Here is a 19,418-nt window from a genome sequence, read left to right as displayed (position 1 = left end):
CAGACCGTCTACGCGTTCGGCAAACCGGTCTGAAACGTCGATAGCGGGGGGTTGGAGAGTTCTCTATCGTGTTCTTCGAGTGAGCGCGTTTTGTTTTCCGTGATTTCAGTAGCGACTCCGATACCGGTCCAGAAATCACCTACCCGGTCACGCGAGCGATGCTCACGTGATCAGGCGGACGGTTTCGAGGTATACATTCTTAATTGAATAGTTGCTTAACTAGTCAACTATGCGTATTCCGGGGGCGACCAGGCTCCTGCGGTGTTCCCGCGGTTGCTGTAATCGCGAGGGAATCAAAATCCTCTCGAAATATCACTCCCGCCCATGCACCAAAACATCCCAGAAAGAAAACATAGATCGGGAGACGAAACATTCGAGAATATGTCCCCCCACGAACCGACGCAAATTCCTCGCCGTCGCCGCTCGACGCGAGCGAGGCGGTCATTCGGTGTCGGTACGACGGCGACAGCGCCGAGTGGTCAGTGCCGGACGACGCGGTGGCGAAACTCTCCAAGCCTGCCCCGAAGTTCGAACTGCAGTCGTTCGACGCGACGATGGAGGATTCGAACGCGAAACTCTCGTTCGCGGCGAAAAACGTCTCGAAGAACGACGGGCGATTCCTCGCGGCGCTGTACTGGCCGACGGACGAGATGTACGACGACGACGAATCCACGATCATCGAGCGCTCGGTGGAGGCTGGCGGGGCAGTCGAGTGGTCGAAGGAGTTCGGGACGGAGTACACGACCAGGACGGTGACCGCTCGCATCGATGGGGGCGTGACCGGCACCGCGAAAGTAGACGTCGAGGAGTAGAACGAATATCGGAGCGGCAGGCCGAACCGCAGACGAGAGGTATCGAGGAACGGCAGTCAGTTCCCGCTTCCGGACGTTGTCGTCGTCTCCCCTCCGGACGTCGTTGTCGCTTTGCTTCCCGTCGCCGTCTTTCCGCTACCGCCGTCCGTTTCGTTGGTTTTCGTCCCGCCGTTTTTCGAACCCTCCTTCACCGTGACGGAGCCGACCATCCCGATCGAGCGGTGGGGGTTGCAGTAGTAGTGGTAGTAGCCGGGGACGTCGAAGGAGTGGGTGTAGCGATAGCCGTCGTGGTACAGTTTTCCCTTCCCGCCGGGCGTCCCCTCCCAGTTTGCGTCCTTGGGTTGCTTGTTGACGACGATGTTGTGTCTGTTCGATTTCCACTTCCACGCGACCGTCGTTCCGGTGGTGATCGTGAGGTTTTCGGGGTCGAACCGGTAGTTGCCGTTCGCACCGACGACCACAGTCGTGTCCGCAGGAGTCTTGTCCGGCTCAGGCTGGCTGCTCGAACAGCCAGCGAGCGTCGCGCTGACGACCGTCGTTCCGGTCGCCTTCAGTAGCATCCGCCTGCTAAGAGAGGGAGTCATGAGAGTACGTTCGTCACTCTCTCCTCTCGATAAAAGAATACTGATACCGATTCTCAGATACTGAAAACCTGAAGGGCGTTTCTCCTTAGTTTATTGCTACGACGACCCATCCGGTTGTCCCTCCTCGTCGCCAACCGACGTCTCCGCCAACCTGTCGGCCTCGGCGTCGGCTTTCCACTCGCCGAGTTCCTTCGGGTCGATATGGATGAAAACGTCGTCCACGTTTGGAATGTCCCGAATGGTGTTCATCAGGTCGGTTTCGATGTCGTGGGCTTCGATGAGCGTCCGGTCGCCTTCGACCTCGATGTGCATGCTCACGTCGATTTCCGGGCCGACGTAGTGGGCGACGACGTCGTGAACGCCCTCGACGTCAGGATGTGAGAGCGCGCGTTGGACGATGGTCGCACGGAGGTCCTCCGGCGGTGCGCGGCCGACCAGGTAGTCCACGTTGTCGCGGACGATTTCCCACCCGGTGTACAGAATCCCGAACGAGACCACACCCGCCGCGAGAGGGTCGAGGACGGGAAATCCGAACCGAGCGCCGAGCACACCGACGAGGGCCGCCGCGGCGGTCAGAATGTCGTTTCGGTTGTCCAACCCGGCCGCGACCACCGCGGGCGAGTTGACCGCGTCACCGACTCGCAGGCAGTAGCGGTAGAGTCCGTATTTCACGACGCCCGTACCGGCGAGAACGACGACAGCGAGAACGCTCGTCGTCGTCGTGATGTCGCCGGAGAGGATCGAGGTCCCGGCCCGCCACAGCACCACCCCACCCGCCGAGAACACGCCGAGCGCGACGAACAGCGAGACGAACGGCTCGATTCGCTCGTGCCCGTGCGGGTGTTCGAAGTCCGGCGGTTGCGTCGTCAGGTACAATCCGGCGAGGACGACGACGCTGTAAATCGCGTCCGAGAGGCTGTTGATGGCCTCCGAACCGACCGCGAGGCTCCCGGTCTGGAACCAGACGGCACCTTTGGCGACGGCTAAGAGGAGGTTCGCCGTGAGGATGATGGCTCCCGCCGTTCGAATCGCCCCCGCCCGATTCATCGTTCGTGATTGGACCGCACGCCGTATGGGTATGTCGGCGAGCGGGTCGTTACCGACGGGCGTCGGCGACGACCGCTCACTCCTCGAACGAAACCGCCGCGTCCGGGTTCGGGACGGTCGCATCCTCCTGTTCGGCGAACGCGGCGTGCAGTTTCTCGTAGGTGTCGTCAAGCCCCTCCACGATGACTTTCGTGTCCGAGATGACGGGCATGAAGTTCGTGTCGCCGCTCCAGCGCGGGACGACGTGCGTGTGCAGGTGGTCGATGGACCCGCCGCTCCCCTCGCCGATGTTCAGTCCGGCGTTGAAGCCGTCCGGGCCGAACGCGGCCTCCATCGCGTCGAACGTCCGCTGTTTCAGGTGTGCGTGGCCGAGCAGGGTTTCGTCGTCGAGGTTCGCGTAGTCGCTCTCGTGCACGTCCGGAATCACCATCGCATGGCCTGGATTGTACGGATAGTTGTTGAGCATGACGAACGCGTGGTCGTTACGTGCGACGACCAGATGTTCCCGCGCGTTTTCACGACGAGGAAACTCGCAGAAAACACAGCCGTCGAACTCCTCGTCGCTATCGCGCTCGACCCACTCCATCCGCCACGGTGCGAAGACCTGTTTCATATCGGGATGTCGTCGTGGGACGGTTTAGGTTTTCAGACTCGTCACGGAGGTTTATTTCCAGCGGGAAGTGCAGGGGTAGTCCCAAAGCGAACGAATTCCGCTCGAAACGGCGTTCAAAGTCGATTTAAGCCAATCATAACAGTTCCGAAAGGAACACTTACCGGAATCGAACCGCCGTCACGACCGGCGGAGGACGATGTCAGAAAGACGTGACAACAGTATCTTTTCAACCGATGGCTCCCGAGGAAGGAGTAACGAATGTATCTCATCATCGTCGGCGCGGGCGATATCGGCTCGCAACTCATCGGCATTGCGACACGGGACAACAACGACGTAGTGGTAATCGAAAAAGACGCCGAGCGGGCGGAACGCGCGTCGGTGGAGTTCGACTGTCTCGTCCTCCACAACGACGCGACGGTTCTCGACACGTTGGAGGAAGCGGGGGCGAACCGCGCGGACGCGCTCATCAGCACGACGGACCAGGACGCGACGAACATCATGGTCTGCCTGCTGGGACAGGAACTGGAAATCCCGTCGCTCGTTTCGGTGGTGCACAACACCGAGCACATGAGCATTTTCCGCCAACTCGGCGTGAACGTCATCGAGAACCCACAGCGACTCATCGCGAACTACCTCTATCGGGCGGTCAAACGACCGTCTATCAAGGATTACATGAAAGTCGGGAAGACGGCCGAGGTGTTCGAAATCACGGTCGATTCCTACGCCCCGATCGCCGGTCTCACGCTGTCGGATGCGGCGGACGACGGGTTGTTCGACGAGGGAATGCTCGTCGTCGCTATCGACCGCGAGAACGAGGTCATCACTCCCCGCGGAAACACGAAAATAGAGGGTGGCGACGTGGTCACCGTCTTCTCCGAAAACGGTGCGACGCCGAAAGTGACCGACATCTTCGGTCACTACGAGGATCACAGCTGAGATGGTTCGACGCAATACGGTCGCGGGCGTTCCGGCGCACCTCGCAACCATCCTTCGGGACGTAGGTGCACTCGTCCTGATACAGGCCGTGATGATGACGTTCACCGTCTTCGTCGCGCTGGCGTTCCGGGAGTGGTACGTGGCGCTCGCGTTCCTGCTCTCCGGGGGAATCACGGCCGGAATAGGGGGTGCGGCCCGGAGGCTCTTCGGGGACGCACCGGATCCGGTGATGAAACACGGGATGATCATCGCCGCCGGAGGGTGGTTCGCCACCGCAGTGTTCGGTGGATTGCCGCTGTTTTTCGCCGCACACCTCACGCCGATTTCGGTGATGAACACCTACGTTCCGGTCGGGGCGGAGTATCAACCGATTCAGGTCGGCGGGGGGACCACGATGTCGAGCCTCGCGTACTTCCAAAACCCGCTTCACGCGCTGTTCGAGAGCATGTCCGGGTGGACGGGGAGCGGCCTGACGATGGCGGTACACGAACCGTCGTTGCCGCGGGCCGTCCAGTGGTGGCGGTCGTTCATCCAGTGGGTCGGCGGCGTCGGCGTTATCGTCCTCACGACCGCAATCCTCGCTCGCCCCGGGAGCGGGAGCTACGCGCTCTACCGGGCGGAAGCACGGGAGGAGCGGATTCACCCGAGCATCATCCACACCGTCCAGACCGTGTGGCGTATCTTCCTGCTCTACACCGCGATTTCCGTGGCGGCGTTGTTTCTCGCCATCCTCGTCGCAAAGCCGGAGTTACCGCTGTTCGACGTCTTCTGGCAGGCGCTCAACGAGGCGATGACCGCGCTTTCGACGGGCGGGTTCAGCGTGACGGACAACTCCATCCAGTCCTACGATTCGCCGCTGGTCGAAGGGGTGTTGCTCCCCATCATGACGCTCGGCGCGATCGCGTTCCCGATTCACTACATCATGCTTCGGAACAGGGACGCGAAACCGCTGATTTCGGACACCCAGACGCGCTGGCTGTTCATCCTCTACGTCGTCGGCGTTCTCGGCCTCTCCATCCAGAACATCGTCGCGCTCCCGACTGCGAGTAAAGCGTTCGACGCGGTCGGCTGGATCGGACTCGGAAATCTCGGATTATCATCAACAGCGGCCGACGCGGCCCGCGATGCGACGTTTCAGTTCGTGAGCGCGCTGACCTGCACCGGCTTTCAGTCCTCGGATATCGGGAAATGGAGCGCCGGTGGGAAACTCATCCTCAGCGCGGCGATGGTGCTCGGCGGGGCCGCCGGGAGCACGGTCGGCGGCATCAAAATCATCCGTGGCTACATGATAAGCAAAGGGATTCAGTGGGAGTTCACCCGTGTCTTCCTCCCGTCTTCGGCCGTCGTCAACGTCCGAATCGGGGACCGCGTGCTCAAGCGAGAGCAGATGTTCGAGGAGTTCAGCGAGGCGTCCATCGTGAGTATGCTGTGGATAATCCTGCTTATCTCGGGAAGCCTCGTTCTCGTCAACGTCGCGCCGGGGCACGGTTACGCGGACTCGTTGTTCGAAGTCGCCAGTGCACAGGGGAACGTCGGGCTTTCGACCGGAATCGTCGGACCGACGATGTCGTCGCTCGGCGAGGGGATGCTCGTTCTCAACATGTGGGTCGGCCGTTTGGAGATAATCCCGGTTCTCGTATTTCTCCGCTCGGCCGTCCTCGGACTTAACCCCTAATCAAGTATTTAAAGTATTCGGCTGTTGTAGAGTGTTCCAGCCTCATTAACGGTTCAGGGAGCTCTATAAACGAAATGGGACACTCAGAACCCGTGGAATGGCAAAATCGCAAGACGGCGTTGGAATAAACGGTTCGAACGCCACCCAACAGAGAGGGGTTTTTATGCTCGTGTCAGGGCTTGTATGAACCGAGCAGGAAGTCACGATGGCAACAAAAAATCAGGAGTTTTCGGCAATGGTAGAACTGTGCGATAACTGCGGCCGCGAGACGTCACACGAGGTCTCCGTGGAAATCCGAACCGAGAGCAAAAAACGGGAAAACGCCGAGTTCTCCCGGGAACCGTACCGAGTCACGCGATGTCAATCGTGTGGTGAGGAGAAAAGCCAGCGGATGAACAACGCGTAATCGAATAGCGGATTCTCGTCGGTGGCGGTCACTATTCTCGATCCGGTTCGCAGCACGTGTCACCGGAATATAACTGCAGAAAAGTTGATTATTCAGTGAACACTTCACAACCGTCCTCGGTGACGATGACCGAGTGTTCCTTCTGACTGACGAGGTAGCCGTCCTCTTCCTTGAGCACCGGGTAGCCGTGAACGATGTCGTTCATCTTCAAGCGACGGAGTGCCATCGTCGGTCGGGACACGTCCAACCACCGAGTGGCGAACGGAAGGGTACGGAACTCCTCGGTGATCTGTGAGAGCGCTTTCCGGGCGCTTCGATCACGAACCGACGACTCCCGTTCGAGGGCGAAAATCTCCTCCTCCGCTCCTTCGCCGACTTTCCCGCTACCGTCCGTGGCGAACGGTTCGATGGCGACAACGTCGCCGACTTCCAGTTCGACGCCGCGTTCGACGGCGAGGTTCGGGATGTTCGGGTCCGTGTGCTGTTCGTAGTGGGCGAGGCCGTGTCCCGAGAGATTGACGACGGGGTTGTAGCCGTAGCCGTCGATGACGGACTCGATTTTCGCGCCGATTTCGCCGGTCTCGACTCCCGGTTCGACGATTTCGAGCGCGGCGTCGAGCGCTTCCGCGCTCGCCTCCGCGAGGTCGTCGTTTCCGGAGAGGTCCACGGTGATCGCGGTGTCCGCCAGCCAACCATCGACGTGGACGCCGATGTCGAGGTTGACCATGTCCTCGCCGAACGTGGTTTCGTCGTCGATGCCCGGCGTCGCGTGGGCGGCCTCCTCGTCGATGCTGATGTTGACGGGGAACGCTGGTTTCCCGCCGAGTTCGCGGATTCGGTCCTCGGCGAACTCCGCGACTTCGAGGTGGGTCACGCCGACGTCGACTTTTTCGGCCGCCTCCGCTCGCACCTGTGCGAGGATTTCACCGGCTTCCCGATGCTTTTCGTACTTCTCGGCAGAGAGGTCTACCTCTTCGCTCATACTCCGTTGTTCATCCGAACGCCGGAAAGAGTTTGCGTTACGGCGAAACGGGGATAATGCGACGAATCTACCGGTTCACGGCGGTCTGCATCGCGTCGGTGTTGAACGCGCTTCCGGAATTGCCGTCCCGGTCGAGAACGATGACGCCCGCTTCCGATCCGGTGAGTTCCGCGAACTCCTCGATTGCGCGGTCCGCCGCTTCCCCTGCATCGTATCCCGATTCGAGGTGGCGAACCGCCCGGCGGGTGAGCGTCGCTTTGGCGATGTCCTCACCGGCCCCGGTCGAACTCGCCGCACCGGCGGGGGCCGCGTAGAACCCGCTCCCGATTTGCGGCACGTCGCCGACCCGTCCCGCGAGCGCGAGCCATCTGCCGCCGGTCGAAGTCGCCGCCGCGAACTGCGTGCCGTCGTAGGCGACAGCGCCGACCGTATCGTGACCGCCGAACTTCTCGCGAAGCCAGTCGAGGTGTTCGCTCGGCGAACCGTCGGGCGTGTCGTACTCGGCCCATCGCTCACGGCTTTTTTCGCTCCAGAGGTCGACGCCCGTTTCGACGCCGAAGTCGGCGGCGAGGTCCACCGCGTGCTCGCCGCTGACGAACACGTGCGGCGTCTCCTCCATCACGACGCGGGCCGCGCTGACGGCGTGTTCGACGCCGGGCATGGAACAGGCCGCGCCCGCTTCGCGGTCGCTCGTCATGATGCCCGCGTCGGTTCTGACTACCCCGTCGCTCTGGACCGCACCGCCGACCCCCGCGTTGAATCGCGGCGAGGATTCGAGGACATGAACCGCCGCTTCGACGGCGTCCACGACCGTTTCCGCTTCGCTGCCGACCTGCGCCGCTTCGTCGAGGATGCCCTGTCGAGGCGTGGGTTCGTCGGGTTCGCCGCCCGCACCGCCGTGTACGATGACGTTCATGCGGGGTGCTCTCGCGTGCGGCGGCTTAAATTCACATCAAACGGCAGTCCGGCACGCGAATTCGTTTTGTTTTGAACCGGTTCAATGGATACGACAATATTCCCACGGATACTGTCGGATTATCTGACTGCTAATGGAGTTATTTTGCCCGGAGATTCAATTATTATACTGATAATTAAAATGTATTAATATTCATCAGTAGTTGCATGAGCGATCGACTCAAAGCAAACCGCCGAACCGTGCTGTCGATGGCCGGCCTCGGTCTCGTCGGAAGCGGGACCGCCATCGCCAAACGAACCGCCAACAGTACCAGTTCCTCCAAGTCCGTTCTTGCCGAGTACGACGACGATTCGACCGTGGACATCGACACGGACGCGTGGCCGCAGTCGCGCTTCGACAACGGTAACACGAGCTAAAGTCCGAATGGAAGCCCTCCAGAGGGTTCGTTATCGGAAGCCTGGTCCTACGATGGAGTCTATCACGGACCGATCGTCAGCGACGAAACCGTCCTCGTCACCCGGATAGATGATCCGGGGTTGGTCGCACTGAACGCGACGGACGGGTCCGAACGCTGGTCCGTGGACGTTGACTTCAGAAAGTGGGGAACCAATCTGGCAGTCGCCGATGGAACGGTTTACGTCACGGCCAACGGGTCGAGTTCGTACAACACCGAAAGCGGGATCGATATCAACTCCGAGGGCATGACGTACGCGTTCGATATCGAGGACGGTACCGAACTGTGGTCTGCCAATGCGGGAGGATTTTCACCGAAGATAACCGACGAGTTCGTCGTCGCCGGTGACGCCGGGCCCGCCGCGATAGCCCGTGAGGACGGAACCGTTCACTGGGAGCACGACTTTGCTGTGACAGAATATTATGCGGTCGCCCAAGGAGTGGTCTATGCGAGCGACGACTACGAAGGGACGCTGTACGCCATCGACGTCGAAACCGGAGAGACGAGATGGACGCGGGATTTCGACCGAGGTGGGTCTCTCATCGCCACGGAGGGCGAAGTCGTCGCGTCGGTATACGACAACCTCTACGTTCTCGAACCGAAAAGCGGCGAAACGCGGTGGCAGCAAACGTTCGAGAAACCGGACGTGAACGATCCAAGTGCCCCGTGGCCCGGCATCGGTATCGCCTGTGCCGTTACCGACGACGCCATCTACATTGGTCGGCAGAAGTTCTACGCGTTCGACATCGAAACCGGAGATATACGGACGCTCAGCGAGGACGGCTATTACACCAATAGCGTTCACGGTGACGAGTTCTACGAACTCGATGAGACGTCCGACGGCGAAATTCAACTCGTCGGACGCGACGTTGACACCTTCCAAGTCGTTCGAAGGCGAACCCTGCCGTCTCAAGACTACACGGGTGCGCTCGTTACCTCCCAAACAGTGTACGGGATGATCGAGGGCTCTGACAATACGTTTCAGCTCGTCGCCTTGCGGCCGAACGACGACGGAACGCATGGCGAGGACGATTCTGATGAATCCGAAGACTCCGAAAACTCCGACGATTCCGATAGTCCAAACGGTTCCGACGACGACGGACACGGCGACTCGGACGACGACTGCTGACGTTCATCGGCCTTTATTTTCAGCTTCATTATGTATTCCCACTTCTATGAACGACGAGAGTTTGGGGTTGCGACGGACCATCGGTAAATGTTCCGCGTGACGTACAGACCAACCACGAGAATGAGGATTCCCGTCAAAGCGAGCGAGGTTTTCGTGATGATCGGTGAAGATTTCGCAGCGAGAAACCGAGGCGGGGAGTTGAAAAAGACATACACTTGATCGAGGGCATAGAATGTCCATACCAAGCCACACGCCGCGGCGACGACACCCAACCGTCGAAGTTTCAGTGGTCCTATTGATTTCATCGAGAGTTACTCAATTTTATCCGAACAAATATCTTGTGTGCGGGAAGGGATTGTGACCGTTCCCATCGAAATATTCTAGGAATCAAAGGGAGTATATCGCACACACAAAGACAAACGGCAGGCCTTTTATCCTCCACCTTCCGATGTTCACACGTTCATGAGCTACGAGTACGACAAAGTAGAGGTTCCAGAAGAAGGGGCCCAAATCACGTACGACGAGGAGACAGGCGAACTCGACGTACCGGAGAACCCCATCATCCCCATCATTCACGGGGACGGAATCGGGACGGACGTCGGCCCGGCAGCACAGAAAGTTCTCGACGCCGCCGCGAAAGCGACTGGCCGCAAGATCAACTGGATGCGTGTCTACGCCGGTTCGAGCGCCCGCGACAAGTACGACGAGAACCTCCCCGACGACACCGTCGAGGCGATCAAGGAGTTCAACATCGCCATCAAGGGGCCGCTCACGACGCCCGTCGGCGCGGGCTTCCGCAGCCTGAACGTCGCGCTTCGTAAGACGCTCGACCTGTACGCGAACGTGCGCCCGACCTACCACCTCGACGGCGTCCCGTCGCCCGTCAAACACCCCGAGGCGATGGACATGGTCTTCTTCCGTGAGAACACGGAGGACGTGTACGCCGGTATCGAGTGGGAAGCCGGAACCGAGGAAGTCGAAGAAGTCAAGACCTTCGTCGAGGAGGACATGGGCTACGACGACGTGATCCACGACGGTCCGGTCGGCATCGGCATCAAGCCCATCACGGAGTTCGGCTCGAAGCGTCTCGTCCGCGAAGCGATCGAGTACGCCATCGAGAACGAACTCGATTCCGTCACCCTCGTCCACAAGGGTAACATCATGAAGTTCACCGAAGGCGCGTTCCGTGACTGGGGCTACGAACTCGCGGAGGAGGAGTTCGGCGACGTCACCATCACCGAGGACGAGCTTTGGGACGAGTACGACGGCGAGCAGCCCGAGGACAAGATCGTGGTCAAGGACCGCATCGCGGACAACATGCTCCAGCAGTTGTTGACCCGTACCGACGAGTACGACGTCATCGCCACGATGAACCTGAACGGCGACTACATGTCCGACGCCGCCGGCGCACAGATCGGTGGTCTCGGCATCGCCCCGGGTGCGAACTTCGGTGAACACCGCTGTCTCGCCGAACCGGTCCACGGTTCCGCCCCGAAATACGCCGGTGAGGACAAGGTCAACCCGACCGCGATGATCCTCTCCGGCCGTCTCATGCTCGACTACATGGGTTGGAAGGACGCCAGCCAACTCGTCTACGACGCCGTCGAGGAGACCATCTCCTCCGGCGACGTCACCTACGACCTCGAACGCCAGATCGAAGGCGGCAACAAACTCGCCACCAGCGAGTACGCTGACGCCATCGTCGAGAATATCGAAAAACTCTCGTAGAGAGTTTTTCTGACCTTCGCGGCGACGCCGCGAAGGTCAGAAATCCGTCTGTATTCTTCCTTTTTCACCCACCGAAACACGTCGCTAGCGAGTCGTACGAATCGTGGGCGAGACGAACGCTACCCCTCCGTCGTTTCCGTCATCCCTTCACATTCGTTCTCGCTGGTCGAATGCCAGATGGTTACGCTTCCGGGGTCCGTCCCGATCTCGTTCCCGATGGTTATCAAGAGACCGAGGCACGAGGCGTTCCGCTCACCGAAATCGAACCGTTTCCGATCTGATTTCGGCTGGTCGTCGATCCAAACGCGGAGGGCGTCCTCGTCCGGTCGGGTCGGATAGTTTTCGAAGCTGGCGAATCCCGGTGAGGACTCGTGATCGGCCGGAACGTCCTTCGAAGCCCGATAGACTGACTTCCCGTCGTCGAAAAAGGCGACGTGAACGGAGTGTGGACGCGGATCGAAGTTGTGAACGTCGATTCCTCCGAGTCGGAGCGGCGGTGATGACTGCTGGCCGAACGTAGAACATCCCGCTATGCCACTGGCGAACGCCACCCCGCCGATTTGGAGGGTCTTCCGACGTGTCAGTAGAGTCATGGAAGGGTGAAACCGGACCGACGGTAAAACCTTTCTGCAGGACGAAACGAACGACGGCGAATTACGCGGGCTGAATCCGTGCCAGCGCGTCACCGCGTTCGAACTCCTCGTTCTCGTCGACCAGTCGTTCCATCAACTCGCCCGTCGCGGGCGCGGGCACGTCCACGCTCACCTTCTCGATCTGAATCTCGGCGATGGTGTCGCCCTCCTCGATTCGGCTTCCCTCGCTGACGAACCAGTTCGAGACGACAGCCTCCTCAACGTCCATCGCATCCTCCGGCCAGACGGCGGCCGAATCGACCGGTACGAGGTCTCCGTCACTCATCGTTCACGGAGCGGATGGCGTCCGCGATGTCTTCGGTGTCGGGGTTTACCTCCTGTTCCAGCGGGCGGGCGTACGGAATCGGCACGTCCGGCATGGTCACACGCTCGACCGCGTCGAGGTCGGAAAGCCCGCCTTCCGCGGCCCGCGCGATGATCTCACCCGAGACGCCGAACGAATGATAATCCTCGTCCACCACGACGAGTCGGCCGGTCTTCGACACCGATTCGACGATGGTCTCGGTGTCCAGCGGCACCAACGTCCGGAGGTCGATGACTTCCGTGTCCACTTCGCCCGCGAGTTCTTCGGCGGCCTCGATGGCTCGGTGCACGTGGAGGCCGAGCGTGACGACGGTGACGTCATCGCCTTCACGTTTCACGTCGGCCTCGCCGAACTCGATGGTGTAGTCCTCGTCCGGAACGGGCGTTTTTGGCCCGTCAGGGGCAGGCATCCACCCGATACCCATCAGGCGCTTGTGGAACATGAAGACGACCGGGTCGTCGTCGCGGATGGCCGCGTGCATCAACCCCTTGGCGTCGTACGCCGTGGACGGGACGACCACCTTCATGCCCGGCAGATGGGCGAACGTTCCGTAGAGGGTTTGGGAGTGCTGTGCGGCGTCGTTGTACGTGCCGCCGACGGCCGTCATCAACACCATCGGGACGTTGACGCTCCCGCCGCTCATGTAGGTGTTCTTGGCCATCTGGTTGTAGATCTGGTCCATGGCGACGCCGAAGAAATCCACGAACATCAACTCGGCAATCGGACGCATCCCCTGTTGGGCCGCGCCGACCGCCGCACCGATGAACGCGGTCTCGCTGATGGGCACGTCCATGATTCGGTCGTGGTCGAACTCGTCGAGGAGTCCCTGCGTGCTGTCGAAGATGCCGCCGTAGTCGGCGATGTCCTCGCCCATGACGAACACGTCGTCGCTTTCGCGCATCTCGTGGGCGATGGCGTCCACCATCGCACGACTCATCGTCAGTTCCTTTCCGTCCGATTCAGCCATCACTCATCACCTCGCAGGGTTTCCGCGTAGCCGTCCGGCGGATTCACGAACACGTCCTCGTAAGCCTCCTCCGGGTCGGGTTCCGGTTGCTCCTTTGCCCACTCGATGGCGTCCTCGACGCGCTCCGTTGCGCGCGAGCGGATGTCGTCGAGGGTTTCCTCGTCGGTTCCCATCGACACCAAATCCTCCTCCAATCGGTCGATCGCGTCGAGTCGCTGTGCCCGCTCGGTGTCCTCCGTCGGGCGATATCCTTCGGCGTCGCCCATGAAGTGACCCATCCGGCGGTGTACCTGTACCTCCAACAGCGTCGGCCCGTTGCCGTCCCGGGCGCGCCCGATGGCTTCCCCCGCCGCCTCGTAGATGGCCACCGCGTCGTCGTAATCGACGCGTTCACCGTGCATGTCGAACCCGTCCGCGCGCTGGGCACCGTTTTCCACGTCCGTCACGCGCCCTTTCGGCATGCTGATGGCCCAGTCGTTGTCCTCGACGACGAACACGACCGGCAAGTCGTGGACGCTGGCGAGGTTCAGCGATTCGAGGAACCCACCCTGGTCGATGGCTCCCTCGCCGAGGAACGCCACGGCCACACTGTCCTCGTTTCGCATCTTCGCCGCGAGTCCGGCACCGACCGCCGGTGGACACCCCTCGGCGATGATGCCGCTGGCCGCGAAGTTCACGTCCGGGTCGAACAGATGCATGTGTCCTCCTTTCCCCCGACAGAGGCCCGTCTCACGGCCGAAGATCTCGGCGGTCATCCGCTCCAAATCCACGCCCTTGGCGATGGCGACGTGGTGCGGTCGGTGCGGACCGGTCACCGTGTCGTCGTCACGCAGATGCTGACACACGCCTGCGCCGGACGCCTCGTGGCCTGCGGCGAGGTGCAACTCCCCCGGTATCGGACCGGCGGAAATGTCGAACGCCGGTTGTTTCCCCTCCAGATACTCCTCCTGTAGCCGTTCCTCGTAGTGACGCGCTGTCACCATGTTTTCGAACATCTCCTCCAGTCCGCTGATTCCTATCATGGCACACTACCACGCAGAGGCACGACCCTCACGATAATAAGTTTCAGTTACGACGCGACGTGAATCGCGGCCGATACGATTCTGGCTACTTCCATCACTTCCAGGGTACGTCGAGTCGCGGCGGGCTGAAGATATCGATACCGCGAACCGGCATGCCGGTTCGGTTCTCCGCCGCGTGGGGTTCGTCGCTTGGAATCGCGTAGGAGTCGCCCTGCTCGGTGGTGAACTCCTCGCCGTCCACGATGAACGTCAGCGCACCCCCATAGATGAAGCCGGTTTGCTCGTGTTCGTGGCTGTGTTCCGGCACGGTTGCACCGGGTTCGATGTGAAAGTGCTGGATGCTCATCCGCTGGCCGACGGCCAACTGTGCGAGATACACGCCGTCCGCCACTTCCGTCGCCTCACGATCCGAGAGGGCATTCGTGTCCATGAGAAAAGTTCACACGCAACCGTCGTAAATCCCCCGGCGAACAGCTAAATACGAAGACGAAACCGACGACGAGTTCGAGAATCATCACCGGGTTCGCTTTGTCGTTGCACCGAACGCAACGTCCCGCTACGTTTTCTATCCGTGTTCGTCGCGACCGTGGCGACTTTATTCCACTCCGACCAACTCCCGGTAGTGACAGTCGTCGTTGCGACGGAGGATTTCGAGGTGTACCACGACGTGGTCGGGGAGCTACGCGACAGGGGTGTTCGCTTCACCACGGTCGAACCGGGTGCGGACCTCCCGGATGGTGCACGGATCGTCATTCGGGCGGAGGACGACGAGGTGCAGACCGGACTCCCGGTTATCGTTGCCGACCCGAAACGGCCTCGAAAGGCCGTCGAGGAAGCATTGACCGCGCTCCGTGGCGAGAACGGACGGACCGTCATCGGCATCGATCCCGGCACGCGCCCCGGTATCGCCGTTCTCTCGGGCGAGATGGTGATCGCGTCGTTTCACGTCCCGCTCGCGGACGCCGCGGAGGTGGTCCACGAGGAGATAGAGGATGCCATCGACCCGGTGGTCAGAATCGGTGACGGGGCGCGGCTTCAGGGAGCACAACTCATCCGCGAACTCGAAGACGTGCAGGTGGAACTGGTGGACGAAACCGGAACGACGCCGTACCTTGGGACCGGCGCGCGGGGCATGGGCGACGTTCTCGCGGCGGTCAACATCGCCCGAATGGAGGGCGAAATCGTGGAAGAGCGCGACATCGAACCGACGGCGGGCGAACTCGGCGTCATCAAGCGCCGGTCACGCGAGCGGTCGGCCGACAACCGCGAGATAGACGAGGAACTCGCACGACGGGTCGCCGCGGGCGATTTGACCATCGAGGAGGCGCTCGCGGAACACCGCGAGGAGTGAGAATTCGCAGTCACTCGTTTTCGTGAACGATTCCCTCCGCTCGACGCATGACTTCCCGCACCGCCATTCCCGTTTCTTCTGCAACAGCCTGCGCGTCGTCGAACTCCGCGCTCACGTCGAAGACCGACCCGGAATCGTCGCTCGCGACCTTTACCGTCACGTCGTATTCCGATCCGTCGATGTCCAGCGTCACCGTCTCGAACTCCCGGTGAGCGATCCACCGATAACTGCCACCCGATTGCCGAACGCCAAGTGTTCCCGTCTCCTCGGCCAGTTTTCGAGCCACACGCTCTGCGTCCTCCGGTTTGACGACGACCTTCACGAGGTGTCCGGGGCGGGATTTCTTCATCGACAGGGGGACGATGGAGACGTCCCGTGCACCCGAATCCGCGATGGTTTCCTGTAGCCCGCCGAGCACCTCCGGCGACGTGTCGTCAAGGTTCGTTTCGAGGACGGTTATTTCATCGCGCACGAGACTACCCGCCGATTCGCCGACGAGGACCCGCAGAACGTTCGGGTGGTCCGAAAAGTCGTAGCCACCAGCGCCGTAGCCCGAGTTCTCGACGTTCAACGTCGGCAGGGTTTCGACCCCGTCCGCGAAGTGGGCGAGGATCGCGGCACCGGTCGGCGTGAGCAGTTCCGCCTCGACGGGACCACCGGAGAGCAACCAGTCGGCCCCGGCCGCGATTTCGACCACCGCTGGCGCGGGTATCGGGAACGTTCCGTGACTCATGCCGACCTCGCCGCCGCCGGTCGCGAGGGGCGTCGTCACGATGCGCTCGGCGTCGAGGTCCGCGAACAGCAGCGACGCGCCGACGATGTCCGCGATGGCGTCGTCGGTGCCGACCTCGTGGAAGTGCGTCGATTCGAGGTCGGTGTCGTGGACGCTCGCCTCCGCTTCGCCAAGGATCCTGAAGACGGCTTTCGCGTCCCGCTCGATGGGTGAGTCGAGTCCCATCGATTCGAGCACGTCGATGACCTCGCGGTAGGTTCGAGCCTGACCGGCACCCTCGGCGTGGTTGTGGTCGTGTTCGTGGGAATGCTGGTGGTTGTGATCGTGGGAATGGTGGTGGTCGTGGTCGTGGGAATGCTGGTGGTCGTGGTCGTGACTATGTTCGTGCTGGTGGCTGTGCGTGTGGTCGTCGTGAGAATGTTGATCGCTGTGGTGGTCGTGGTCGTGATGATCGTGGTCGTGAGTGTGGTCGCCGTGGGAACGATCCGATTCTCCATCCTCGTCTATCAGGAGAACGTGAACGCGTGTCGAGGAAATCCCGTTTTTGACCGTTGTTTCGGCTGAATACTCCACCGGCAGTGCGTCTTCGACGGGGGAGAGTGCGTCCCTGCTCGCTCCCGCATCGAGCAGCGCCCCGAGAATCATATCACCGCTGGCACCCATTCGCCCGTCGAACGCAAGCGCTCTCATACGTCGCTCCCCGACGCGGAACGGGAAAGTCCCTGCGGTCATGTCGCCACCACTATCCCTTTGTACTGCCCCCACGTAGTGACAGCCATCGAACGCGGGCACCGTCCGACGGTATCGGAGATGGCCGAAGTTCCCGGTAGCACAGGACTTATGCCCTGCGAACTATCACCCACAACTATCCCCCGTGACTGAACAATCATGAACGAAGTGCAACTGGAGGTGGCGAAGGCGTATCCGAACGATTCGGGACGCGGTATCGCCCGTCTCGACCCGGACACGCTCTTGCATCTGAAGCTGAGCCCCGGAGATATCATCGAGATAGAAGGAGGCGATACGACCGCCGCGAAAGTCTGGCGTGCCGACCGACAGGACTGGAACACCGACACCGTCCGCATCGACGGCTTCACCCGCCAGAACGCGGACGTCGGGATCGGTGAACGCGTCGAAATCCGCAAAGCAGAGGCCGACAAGGCCGACAAACTGGTGCTCGCGCCGCCGGAGGAAGCGAGCGTCCAGTTCGGCAGCGACGCGGCCGGAATGGTCAAACGACAGATTCTGAAGCGCCCGGTGGTCGAGCGCGATATCGTGCCCGTCATGTCGAGCACGAATCACCCATTCATGCGCTCGCCGGGACAGGCGATCCCGCTCATCGCAGTAGAAACCGACCCGCAGGGAGTCTGTCTCATCACCGAGGACACCGAAGTCGAACTCCGAGAGGAGCCGATATCGGGATTCGAGAAGACCGGCGGTGGCATCACCTACGAGGACATCGGTGGCCTTCAGAACGAAATCCAGCGCGTGCGGGAGATGGTCGAACTCCCGATGAAACACCCGCAGATCTTCCAAAAGCTCGGCATCGAGCCGCCGCAAGGTGTGCTCCTGCACGGTCCACCGGGCACCGGGAAGACGCTGTTGGCGAAGGCCGTCGCCAACGAAACCAGCGCGAGTTTCTTCTCCATCGCTGGTCCGGAGATCATCTCGAAATACTACGGGGAGTCCGAACAGCAACTCCGTGAGATCTTCGAGGATGCCGCCGAGGAGTCCCCCTCCATCATCTTCATCGACGAACTCGACTCCATCGCGCCCAAGCGCGAGGACGTGACCGGCGAAGTCGAACGCCGCGTCGTCGCCCAACTGCTGACGATGATGGACGGGTTGGAGGCACGAGGTCAGGTCATCGTCATCGCCGCCACGAACCGCGTCGATTCGGTCGATCCGGCGCTCCGTCGCCCCGGTCGCTTCGACCGCGAGATCGAGATCGGCGTGCCGGACGAGGAAGGCCGCACGGAGATCCTGCAGATTCACACCCGCGGGATGCCGCTGTCGGACGACGTGAACCTCCCCGGCCTGTCGAACGACACCCACGGGTTCGTCGGTGCCGACATCGAGAGCCTGACCAAGGAGGCCGCGATGAAGGCGCTCCGGCGCTACCTGCCCGAGATCGACCTGGACGAGGAGTCCATCCCGCCGTCGCTCATCGACCGGATGATCGTCAAGCGCGAGGACTTCCGCGGCGCGCTGAACGAGGTTGAGCCCTCCGCAATGCGCGAGGTGCTGGTCGAACTCCCGAAGGTGTCGTGGGACGACGTCGGTGGCCTCGAAGACGCCAAGAGTCAAGTCAAAGAGAGCGTCGAGTGGCCGCTCTCCTCGCCCGAGAAGTTCGAACGGATGGGAATCGAACCGCCGTCCGGCGTCCTGCTCTACGGGCCGCCCGGAACCGGGAAGACGCTCATGGCGAAGGCCGTCGCCAACGAGACGAACGCCAACTTCATCAGCGTTCGTGGCCCGCAACTGCTGTCGAAGTGGGTCGGTGAGTCGGAGAAGGCCATCCGGCAGACGTTCCGCAAGGCGCGGCAGGTCAGCCCGACGGTCATCTTCTTCGACGAACTCGACAGCCTCGCCCCTGGACGGGGACAGGAAGTCGGGAGCAACGTCTCGGAACGCGTCGTCAACCAACTCCTCACCGAACTCGACGGGTTGGAGGACAAGGGCGACGTGATGGTCATCGGCGCGACCAACCGCCCGGACATGATCGACCCGGCGCTCATCCGCTCCGGTCGGTTCGACCGCCTCGTCATGATCGGTCAACCCGACGAGGAAGGCCGCGAACAGATCCTCAAGATCCACACCGAGGACAGCCCACTCGCGCCCGACGTGAGCCTGCGCGAACTCGCGGAGATGACCGACGGCTACGTCGGCAGCGACCTGGAATCCATCGCCCGCGAGGCCGCAATCGAGGCCCTGCGCGAGGACGACGACGCCGAAGAGGTCGAGATGCGACACTTCCGCGCCGCGATGGAAAGCGTCCGCGCGACCATCACCGAGGACCTGCTCGATTACTACTCCCAGATGGAACAGGAGTTCAAGGGCGGGTCGTCCGGTCCGCAGCGCCAGACCGGCGGCCGCATCGGTTTCC

20 protein-coding genes and 1 pseudogene are annotated in these 19,418 nt (G+C 61.5%); 10 read left to right on the top strand and 11 right to left on the bottom strand.

Annotation, left to right across the window (positions count from 1 at the left end; genetic code table 11):
- Positions 1–482: 482 nt before the first annotated feature.
- Entirely contained in the window at positions 483–812 is a 330-nt protein-coding gene (locus WBV42_RS18765; RefSeq protein WP_423987381.1) for a hypothetical protein, read from the top strand.
- Between the two features lie 56 nt (positions 813–868).
- Here WBV42_RS18765 and WBV42_RS18760 read toward each other — a convergent pair whose 3' ends face one another.
- From WBV42_RS18760 to WBV42_RS18750, 3 genes are all read right to left on the bottom strand, one after another.
- The gene (locus WBV42_RS18760) at positions 869–1,396 is read right to left on the bottom strand and encodes a plastocyanin/azurin family copper-binding protein (RefSeq protein WP_423987380.1); all 528 of its coding nucleotides are present in this window, start codon (positions 1,394–1,396) and stop codon (positions 869–871) included.
- 96 nt (positions 1,397–1,492) lie between these two features.
- Entirely contained in the window at positions 1,493–2,443 is a 951-nt protein-coding gene (locus WBV42_RS18755) for a cation diffusion facilitator family transporter (protein WP_423987379.1), read from the bottom strand.
- 76 nt (positions 2,444–2,519) lie between these two features.
- Entirely contained in the window at positions 2,520–3,056 is a 537-nt protein-coding gene (locus WBV42_RS18750; RefSeq protein ID WP_423987378.1) for an HIT family protein, read from the bottom strand.
- Positions 3,057–3,314: 258 nt separating this feature from the next.
- Here WBV42_RS18750 and WBV42_RS18745 point away from each other — a divergent pair, with 258 nt between their 5' ends.
- The 3 genes from WBV42_RS18745 (at position 3,315) to WBV42_RS18735 (ending at position 6,073) form a co-directional block, all read left to right on the top strand.
- Positions 3,315–3,992 (top strand): potassium channel family protein, encoded by a 678-nt coding sequence (locus WBV42_RS18745; RefSeq protein WP_423987377.1) that lies wholly within the window; start codon positions 3,315–3,317, stop codon positions 3,990–3,992.
- Between the two features lies 1 nt (position 3,993).
- Positions 3,994–5,667, top strand: coding sequence for a TrkH family potassium uptake protein (locus WBV42_RS18740; RefSeq protein WP_423987376.1), 1,674 nt, complete (start codon positions 3,994–3,996; stop codon positions 5,665–5,667).
- A gap of 205 nt (positions 5,668–5,872) precedes the next feature.
- Positions 5,873–6,073, top strand: coding sequence for a hypothetical protein (locus WBV42_RS18735; protein WP_423987375.1), 201 nt, complete (start codon positions 5,873–5,875; stop codon positions 6,071–6,073).
- Between the two features lie 88 nt (positions 6,074–6,161).
- Here the strand turns inward: WBV42_RS18735 and map are convergent, their stop codons facing one another.
- Positions 6,162–7,055 carry a type II methionyl aminopeptidase gene (gene map, locus WBV42_RS18730; RefSeq protein WP_423987374.1) on the bottom strand — a complete coding sequence of 298 codons (894 nt, stop codon included), beginning with the start codon at positions 7,053–7,055 and terminating at the stop codon, positions 6,162–6,164.
- A gap of 67 nt (positions 7,056–7,122) precedes the next feature.
- The gene (locus WBV42_RS18725; RefSeq protein ID WP_423987373.1) at positions 7,123–7,971 is read right to left on the bottom strand and encodes an isoaspartyl peptidase/L-asparaginase; all 849 of its coding nucleotides are present in this window, start codon (positions 7,969–7,971) and stop codon (positions 7,123–7,125) included.
- 206 nt (positions 7,972–8,177) lie between these two features.
- Here WBV42_RS18725 and WBV42_RS18720 point away from each other — a divergent pair, with 206 nt between their 5' ends.
- The 4 genes and pseudogenes from WBV42_RS18720 (at position 8,178) to icd (ending at position 11,282) form a co-directional block, all read left to right on the top strand.
- Positions 8,178–8,387 (top strand): hypothetical protein, encoded by a 210-nt coding sequence (locus tag WBV42_RS18720; RefSeq protein ID WP_423987372.1) that lies wholly within the window; start codon positions 8,178–8,180, stop codon positions 8,385–8,387.
- Positions 8,388–8,441: 54 nt separating this feature from the next.
- Positions 8,442–8,717: pseudogene (locus WBV42_RS18715) on the top strand (PQQ-binding-like beta-propeller repeat protein); the annotation flags it as partial.
- Positions 8,691–9,554, top strand: coding sequence for a PQQ-binding-like beta-propeller repeat protein (locus WBV42_RS18710; protein WP_423987383.1), 864 nt, complete (start codon positions 8,691–8,693; stop codon positions 9,552–9,554). The pseudogene WBV42_RS18715 and the gene WBV42_RS18710, both read left to right, overlap by 27 nt.
- Positions 9,555–10,016: 462 nt before the next feature.
- Positions 10,017–11,282, top strand: coding sequence for an isocitrate dehydrogenase (NADP(+)) (icd, locus tag WBV42_RS18705; RefSeq protein ID WP_423987371.1), 1,266 nt, complete (start codon positions 10,017–10,019; stop codon positions 11,280–11,282).
- A gap of 119 nt (positions 11,283–11,401) precedes the next feature.
- Here the strand turns inward: icd and WBV42_RS18700 are convergent, their stop codons facing one another.
- The 5 genes from WBV42_RS18700 to WBV42_RS18680 form a co-directional block, all read right to left on the bottom strand.
- Entirely contained in the window at positions 11,402–11,875 is a 474-nt protein-coding gene (locus WBV42_RS18700) for a hypothetical protein (RefSeq protein ID WP_423987370.1), read from the bottom strand.
- A 61-nt stretch (positions 11,876–11,936) separates the two neighbouring features.
- Positions 11,937–12,200: a lipoyl domain-containing protein gene (locus WBV42_RS18695; protein WP_423987369.1), complete on the bottom strand. Its 264-nt coding sequence runs from the start codon at positions 12,198–12,200 to the stop codon at positions 11,937–11,939.
- Complete coding sequence (locus WBV42_RS18690) at positions 12,193–13,206, bottom strand: alpha-ketoacid dehydrogenase subunit beta (RefSeq protein ID WP_423987368.1); 1,014 nt, start codon at positions 13,204–13,206, stop codon at positions 12,193–12,195. The genes WBV42_RS18695 and WBV42_RS18690 overlap by 8 nt, the downstream gene beginning before the upstream one ends.
- Complete coding sequence (locus WBV42_RS18685; protein ID WP_423987382.1) at positions 13,206–14,201, bottom strand: thiamine pyrophosphate-dependent dehydrogenase E1 component subunit alpha; 996 nt, start codon at positions 14,199–14,201, stop codon at positions 13,206–13,208. The genes WBV42_RS18690 and WBV42_RS18685 overlap by 1 nt, the downstream gene beginning before the upstream one ends.
- A 121-nt stretch (positions 14,202–14,322) precedes the next feature.
- Positions 14,323–14,658 carry a cupin domain-containing protein gene (locus WBV42_RS18680; RefSeq protein ID WP_423987367.1) on the bottom strand — a complete coding sequence of 112 codons (336 nt, stop codon included), beginning with the start codon at positions 14,656–14,658 and terminating at the stop codon, positions 14,323–14,325.
- Positions 14,659–14,850: 192 nt separating this feature from the next.
- On the opposite strand from WBV42_RS18680, the gene WBV42_RS18675 reads away from it, so the two are divergent.
- Complete coding sequence (locus WBV42_RS18675) at positions 14,851–15,579, top strand: hypothetical protein (protein WP_423987366.1); 729 nt, start codon at positions 14,851–14,853, stop codon at positions 15,577–15,579.
- A 10-nt stretch (positions 15,580–15,589) separates the two neighbouring features.
- On the opposite strand, the gene larC is transcribed toward WBV42_RS18675, so the two are convergent.
- Positions 15,590–17,002: a nickel pincer cofactor biosynthesis protein LarC gene (gene larC / locus WBV42_RS18670; RefSeq protein ID WP_423987365.1), complete on the bottom strand. Its 1,413-nt coding sequence runs from the start codon at positions 17,000–17,002 to the stop codon at positions 15,590–15,592.
- Between the two features lie 198 nt (positions 17,003–17,200).
- On the opposite strand from larC, the gene WBV42_RS18665 reads away from it, so the two are divergent.
- Positions 17,201–19,418: CDC48 family AAA ATPase (locus WBV42_RS18665; RefSeq protein WP_423987364.1), on the top strand; the 2,218-nt coding region annotated here is incomplete at its 3' end.

This window comes from Haladaptatus sp. (assembly GCF_049589095.1).
Lineage (GTDB): Archaea > Halobacteriota > Halobacteria > Halobacteriales > Haladaptataceae > Haladaptatus.
Note: the sequence above shows the minus strand (reverse complement) of the source record. Positions and strands in the feature narration are given on the sequence as shown.

Bases quoted from the DNA above. Each gene is read 5' to 3' on its own strand.
- WBV42_RS18760 (WP_423987380.1), bottom strand. From the start codon at position 1,396: ATGACTCCCTCTCTTAGCAGGCGGATGCTACTGAAGGCGACCGGAACG.
- WBV42_RS18755 (WP_423987379.1), bottom strand. From the start codon at position 2,443: ATGAATCGGGCGGGGGCGATTCGAACGGCGGGAGCCATCATCCTCACG.
- WBV42_RS18750 (WP_423987378.1), bottom strand. From the start codon at position 3,056: ATGAAACAGGTCTTCGCACCGTGGCGGATGGAGTGGGTCGAGCGCGAT.
- WBV42_RS18745 (WP_423987377.1), top strand. From the start codon at position 3,315: ATGTATCTCATCATCGTCGGCGCGGGCGATATCGGCTCGCAACTCATC.
- WBV42_RS18740 (WP_423987376.1), top strand. From the start codon at position 3,994: ATGGTTCGACGCAATACGGTCGCGGGCGTTCCGGCGCACCTCGCAACC.
- WBV42_RS18735 (WP_423987375.1), top strand. From the start codon at position 5,873: ATGGCAACAAAAAATCAGGAGTTTTCGGCAATGGTAGAACTGTGCGAT.
- map (WP_423987374.1), bottom strand. From the start codon at position 7,055: ATGAGCGAAGAGGTAGACCTCTCTGCCGAGAAGTACGAAAAGCATCGG.
- WBV42_RS18725 (WP_423987373.1), bottom strand. From the start codon at position 7,971: ATGAACGTCATCGTACACGGCGGTGCGGGCGGCGAACCCGACGAACCC.
- WBV42_RS18720 (WP_423987372.1), top strand. From the start codon at position 8,178: ATGAGCGATCGACTCAAAGCAAACCGCCGAACCGTGCTGTCGATGGCC.
- icd (WP_423987371.1), top strand. From the start codon at position 10,017: ATGAGCTACGAGTACGACAAAGTAGAGGTTCCAGAAGAAGGGGCCCAA.
- WBV42_RS18700 (WP_423987370.1), bottom strand. From the start codon at position 11,875: ATGACTCTACTGACACGTCGGAAGACCCTCCAAATCGGCGGGGTGGCG.
- WBV42_RS18695 (WP_423987369.1), bottom strand. From the start codon at position 12,200: ATGAGTGACGGAGACCTCGTACCGGTCGATTCGGCCGCCGTCTGGCCG.
- WBV42_RS18690 (WP_423987368.1), bottom strand. From the start codon at position 13,206: ATGGCTGAATCGGACGGAAAGGAACTGACGATGAGTCGTGCGATGGTG.
- WBV42_RS18685 (WP_423987382.1), bottom strand. From the start codon at position 14,201: ATGTTCGAAAACATGGTGACAGCGCGTCACTACGAGGAACGGCTACAG.
- WBV42_RS18680 (WP_423987367.1), bottom strand. From the start codon at position 14,658: ATGGACACGAATGCCCTCTCGGATCGTGAGGCGACGGAAGTGGCGGAC.
- larC (WP_423987365.1), bottom strand. From the start codon at position 17,002: ATGAGAGCGCTTGCGTTCGACGGGCGAATGGGTGCCAGCGGTGATATG.